This window comes from Alteromonas alvinellae, assembly GCF_902705805.1.
In genome coordinates, this window is the sequence record NZ_CACSIH010000090.1 from 1 (window position 1) to 4,981 (window position 4,981).

Consider the following 4,981-nt stretch of genomic DNA (forward strand, 5'->3'; position numbering starts at 1 on the left):
TGAACGATTTATGTTCATGATCTTGCCCTGTAATATACACGGTTTAAATTTACTCAGTTAGTGCAATATACGAGCAAAAACCTTCTAACTCAAAATTAAACAAGCAAATGAAAAACAAGACGAAAACCGCTTAATAAGAGCTCTAAAAAGACACTTTTCGACCACATGGTCAATATAAAAACAATTATTGAACATTATTAATACAAAACTTAAAAATATTAATTAAACCTACTATTTATAAATTCTTTAAAATTAAGTTAACTCTTTCATAGCTAGAATTTAATTCACCGCAAAAAATTGATTTATTTAATACTAGATAATTAGAATGCGCGCCATTGCAACATAAGTAAAAACTACGCATGCAATTTGGCTAGCCCTTGCCTATTTACGGGGCGTTAACCAACAACAAGCACGTAAATCTAATTCACTAGGAACAATCCATGAAAAATATTGCAACTGCAGTTCAGTTAGCATTAGCAGGAAGTGTCGCGTTGACCTCAGGCAACGTTCTTGCACAGGACTCAACAAATGAAAGCGCTGACGTTGAAAAAATTCAGGTCACCGGTTCTCGTATCTCTCGTCAGGGCGCTATCGCTCCATCACCAGTAACAGCCATTTCTGGTGAGTCACTTCTTAATTCAGGTGCGATGAACATTGGTGAGGTGCTTAATGAGCTTCCTTCACTTGCAAACACATTCTCATTGGGTAATTCAGGTCAATTTATTGGAACTGCTGGTCTAAATATTCTTGACCTACGTGGTATGGGTACTGACCGCACGTTAGTATTGGTAGACGGTAAACGTCACGTATCTTCTTCAGCTGGTTCTGCAGCGGTTGATACCAACACCATCCCTACTTCATGGATTGAGCGCGTAGAAATCGTTACTGGCGGTGCTTCTGCGGTTTATGGTGCAGATGCAGTAACTGGTGTTGTTAACTTCATTCTTAAAAAGAACATTGAAGGTTTCGACGTGAGTGCGACGCAAGGCTTTGCACAGGAAAACGGTTATAAGAACGACAAATACCAAGCATCATACGGCTTTAACTTCGACAATGATCGCGGCAACATTGCTTTTGCAGCCGAATACAGCTCACAAGAAGCTTTAGAGGCCCTTGACAACCCTTGGACTGCAACGTCGTATCGTAATATGAGCTTTGAAAGCATCATGGGATACGAGCGCAGTGAAGACCAGTTAAATTCAACGGCATTTCCTGACAACTTTTACACTGCTAATGCGGGCTACTACACACTAAACAACTCTGGCGTTTTTGGCGGCAACTCTCAGACTTTCAACGCTGACGGTTCAATTCGCGAAATCTACACCGGTGACCAAGTAGACGGTGCGTTCTGCGCAAACTGTGATTCGTTTAACCTGCGCCAGTTTACGCAGCTTCAGCCTGAGTTTGATCGTACTAACCTAAATGTAAAAGGTAACTACGAGCTAAACGACGACACCACAGTGTATGCACAGGCTAAGTACGCGCGTACTCGTGCAATTACAATGGGCCAGCCTGCTTTCTTCTATGGCGGCTCAGAGACAACCATTTATCGTAACAATGCCTTTCTAGATGATAGCGTTGCCGCATACATGGATGAAAACGAACTAGACAGCATTCAGCTTAACCGCATGATGACTGACCTAGGGCGCCGCACCGAAGCAGACGAGCGTGAAACTTATCGCTACGTGCTAGGTATTGAAGGCTACATTGGTGACGAGTGGAGCTACGAGGCATTTGTAAACTACGGCAAAACTGAATTAGAGCGTGAGAACCGCAACAACCTTGTTTTGCAAAACTTCGAGAATGCACTTAACGCAATAACTGACGGCGACGGAAACATTGTTTGTGCGTCAGGTAGTGATGACGGCTGTGTACCGCTGAACATTATGGGCTTTGGTCAGCCTTCACAAGAAGCAATTGACTACGTCAATACTACATCAGTTGGCACAAGCAAAATTGAACAATACAACGCTGGCGCAACCATCGCAAACTCTGGTATTTATGAATTACCTGCAGGATACGTTGGCTTTGCAGCCGGTGTTGAATATCGCAAAGAAAAAAGCGAAATTGAAGAACCTGATAATGCAGCGGGTACCTTTTTCAACACTCTAGGTGAAGATAAAGGCGATTACGATGTATCAGAAGTATTTACTGAAGTTACTATTCCACTACTTGCCGATCTCCCTGGCGTAGAAATGCTGACATTTGATACTGCGGCGCGGATTGCCAACTACTCTTCGATTGGCAACGCGAAAAGCTGGAAGCTTGGTCTAGATTGGAAAGTGTATGAAGATTTACGTCTACGTGCGACAAAATCATCTGCACTACGCGCGCCGAACATCGGTGAACTTTATGGTGAAGCAAGCCAAACCTTCTTCCGCGTAGACGATCCATGTCGTACAGACAACCTTGCTGACTTAGCCAACGCCGACCAACGCATTGCAAACTGTGCAGCGTTAGGTATCCCTGCAGATTTCAACTCTGATTACGACTCAGCAACGCTAGAAGGCGTAAACGGTGGAAACATTGACTTGCAAGCGGAGAGCTCAATCTCTAAAACACTAGGTGTTGTCTATACTCCTAGCTGGTTTGAAGGCTTTACCGCTACTGTTGACTACTGGGAAATCGAGCTGACAGACGCGATTTCGTCTATTGACGGCCAAACAATTTTGGACCGCTGTGTTGACTCTGAGTCGGGTATTAACAACGTATATTGTGGCCTTATCGACCGTGATGGAACTACCGGTGAAATCACTCAGATTCGTAGCTATGCATTGAACATCGCGGGTCAAGAAGCCAAGGGTATCGACTTCGAACTAGGATATGATTTCGACGCGCTAGAAGGCGCATTCCGTACTAGCTTGATTGCGACTTACCTTAAAGACCGCAAAGAATTCCCATTCCAAGATAACCCTGAAGTATTCTATCAGTACGCAGGTACGGCAGGAGAATCTGATTGGCAGGGTGTATTCACCATCAACTATAGCCGTGGTGATTGGGAAGCAAGCTGGAAAACTCGCTACCTAGAACGTTCAAGCCTTTACGACAACCAAGAGTTAGCGCGTAACCCAAATCCGAGCAACCGTATGGAACTGCCTTCATACGCTGTGACTGACGTGACCGCGGGTTACAACTTTGCTAACGGTGTTAGCCTAACCGTGGGTATTGATAACCTGTTTAACCGTGCGCTACCGACAGGCACGACAGGCACGGGTTCAATAGACGGCGCGTACGACAACATTGGCCGCTTCGGATACGTTACCGTAGCGTACAAAATGTAATTTACGTAATATTGAGCAATGATAAAAACGGCGCTTATTAGCGCCGTTTTTTTATTATAAAGTTAACATGACGTCATTTTATCGCTATATAAACGTCTATATGGTTGCCATTCACATAGTGCTCGAAGTCTATTGAAAACGTCCTTTCATACTCGGCACCTCCTTCTGTGAAATAGCGCCAAATATCGCTCCATGCATCAATGGCAATTTGCGGCATTTCACCTTGTCGCGAAAAAACGAGATACTTTCCTGCGGGAATAGTGATGTGCTCAATCTTTAAGTGTTCGGGCACTGAGTCACCGTCAAACCCAGCCAACACGGAAAAGTCACCGGAATGATCGGATTCGTAGTTGAAATACACGCCATACACTCGCTCGCCGCCTTTATAGTCAACAGCTATAGAATTATCAAACCTTTGCCAAAGTGCGGGTATCTTTCCCTGCGGTGAAAATTCAGTGTGATTATTGGTAATCACCGAAAAGCCTTTAATATTTATCGGTAATGAGAGTTGTCGCATTTCCATGTCTTTATTCCATTTATTTGTGCGAGATAGTCATGATACACGCTTGTGCTTTGCCCACCATTCAGATCTTGTCTATTTCACTTTTTTTTCATGTGTATTTTAACTGCAAAGTAAAAAGCTCATTGGTTTAAAATAATGAAACTAGCTGTTATCACCTTTTAATTTCAATACTTTCCCTTATCAACGAGCATTTCAGTTTAAGAACAAATATAATCCGGTTTTGTCTCATCTAGGTTGCAATATATTGTGAATCAACGTTTTTTACTTGCCATAGTCGCAGTGCTTCTGGCGATGGTAACCATACAGTCTGGTGCATCGTTTGCGAAACAACTCTTTCCTATCGTCGGTCCTGAAGGCACCAGTGCTCTTCGTGCGTTTTTCGCCGCGTTGGTGTTAACAATAATTTTTAGGCCTTGGAGAGCGCGCTTAAGCGCGAAAGGATGGCGTAACGTAATTTTCTACGGCGCTTGCTTGGGCGCAATGAATATCATCTTCTATCTTGCAATTGAGCGTATTCCTCTAGGCATTGGTGTTGCGCTTGAGTTCACCGGGCCATTGGCTGTGGCGTTCTTTAGTGCCAGAAAAAAGCGAGACTTTGCTTGGGCTATTTTAGCCGTTGCAGGCGTTTGTTTGCTGCTTCCCGATATTGGCGGCGGGTCGGCCGAGAGCTTAGATCCCGTCGGCGTTTTTCTTGCCCTTACAGCCGGCGCGTTTTGGGCCGGTTATATCGTATTTGGAAACAAAACAGGCAACGAAGGTTCTGGCGGTGTTACGGTAACATTAGGCATGCTAGTGGCCGCTATCTGTGTAGTGCCTATTGGCGTTGCAAGTCAAGGTATGGCCTTACTCTCGCCACAAGCTATTTTCATCGGGTTCGCTGTAGGCGTATTCTCGTCGGCTATCCCGTATACGTTAGAAATGAGTGCGATGCGCAATATGCCTAAGCAAACCTTCAGCATTATGATGAGTGTTGAGCCTGCCGTTGCAGCCATAGCGGCGTTCATCATTATTGATGAAACCCTCACGCTTTCACAATGGTTTGCAGTGGCTTTAGTCGTTATTGCTACCGCTGGGAGTTCAGCCACGCAAAAACAACTACCCAAACAAAAACAAATTGAAACCCTTTCTTAGGGCCTGTTGACCTTTGGTGTACGAATTTTGGTCTAAATGGAAGCCT

General features: G+C 44.4%; 3 protein-coding genes. 2 read left to right on the top strand and 1 reads right to left on the bottom strand.

Features of this window, described 5'->3' with window-relative positions; all coding sequences use genetic code 11:
- Positions 1–440 precede the first annotated feature (440 nt).
- Entirely contained in the window at positions 441–3,281 is a 2,841-nt protein-coding gene (locus ACX5KA_RS05665) for a TonB-dependent receptor domain-containing protein (protein ID WP_014949791.1), read from the top strand.
- A 73-nt stretch (positions 3,282–3,354) separates the two neighbouring features.
- On the opposite strand, the gene ACX5KA_RS05670 is transcribed toward ACX5KA_RS05665, so the two are convergent.
- Entirely contained in the window at positions 3,355–3,804 is a 450-nt protein-coding gene (locus ACX5KA_RS05670; RefSeq protein ID WP_458730633.1) for a GyrI-like domain-containing protein, read from the bottom strand.
- Positions 3,805–4,050: 246 nt separating this feature from the next.
- Between ACX5KA_RS05670 and ACX5KA_RS05675 the strand changes: the two genes are divergently transcribed.
- A complete protein-coding gene (locus ACX5KA_RS05675; RefSeq protein ID WP_281716027.1) occupies positions 4,051–4,935 on the top strand; it encodes an EamA family transporter in 885 nt (294 codons plus the stop codon).
- The last annotated feature ends 46 nt before the right edge of the window (positions 4,936–4,981 follow it).